Here is a 349-nt window from a genome sequence, read left to right as displayed (position 1 = left end):
GCCGGCCGCGATCTGGCGCGACGCCGCCGCGATCGATCCGGTCGAATGCACGATACTGCGTACCGCCACGTCCAGGCGTTCCTGCATCAACGCCATGGCGTCGAACAGCCGCCCGATCTCGCCACGGTGATGGCGCGAAATGATGCTGGACAGGTCGCCTTGCGCCACGCGTTCGCATACCGCCACGGCCTCGTCCAGCGGCCGGATGATATGCGAGCGGAAGAACCGCAAGGCCGCCGCCAGCAACAGTGCGAGCAGCACCAGCGTCACGGTGCCCTGGCGCCAAAGCGTCTTGAAGAAGGCCGCATCGACGTCGTCGACGTACAGGCCGGTGAATATCAGCCAGCCC

1 protein-coding gene is annotated in these 349 nt (G+C 66.5%); it reads right to left on the bottom strand.

Annotated features, from left to right (window positions below; translation table 11 throughout):
* Window positions 1-349 (bottom strand): HAMP domain-containing protein (locus SB751_RS28720; RefSeq protein ID WP_410748876.1); only part of this gene is annotated, 349 nt, incomplete at both ends.

This window comes from Cupriavidus sp. SIMBA_020, assembly GCF_046535395.1.
In the GTDB taxonomy this organism is placed as follows: Bacteria; Pseudomonadota; Gammaproteobacteria; order Burkholderiales; family Burkholderiaceae; genus Cupriavidus; species Cupriavidus campinensis.
This window is presented reverse-complemented; position numbering and strand designations above follow the sequence as displayed.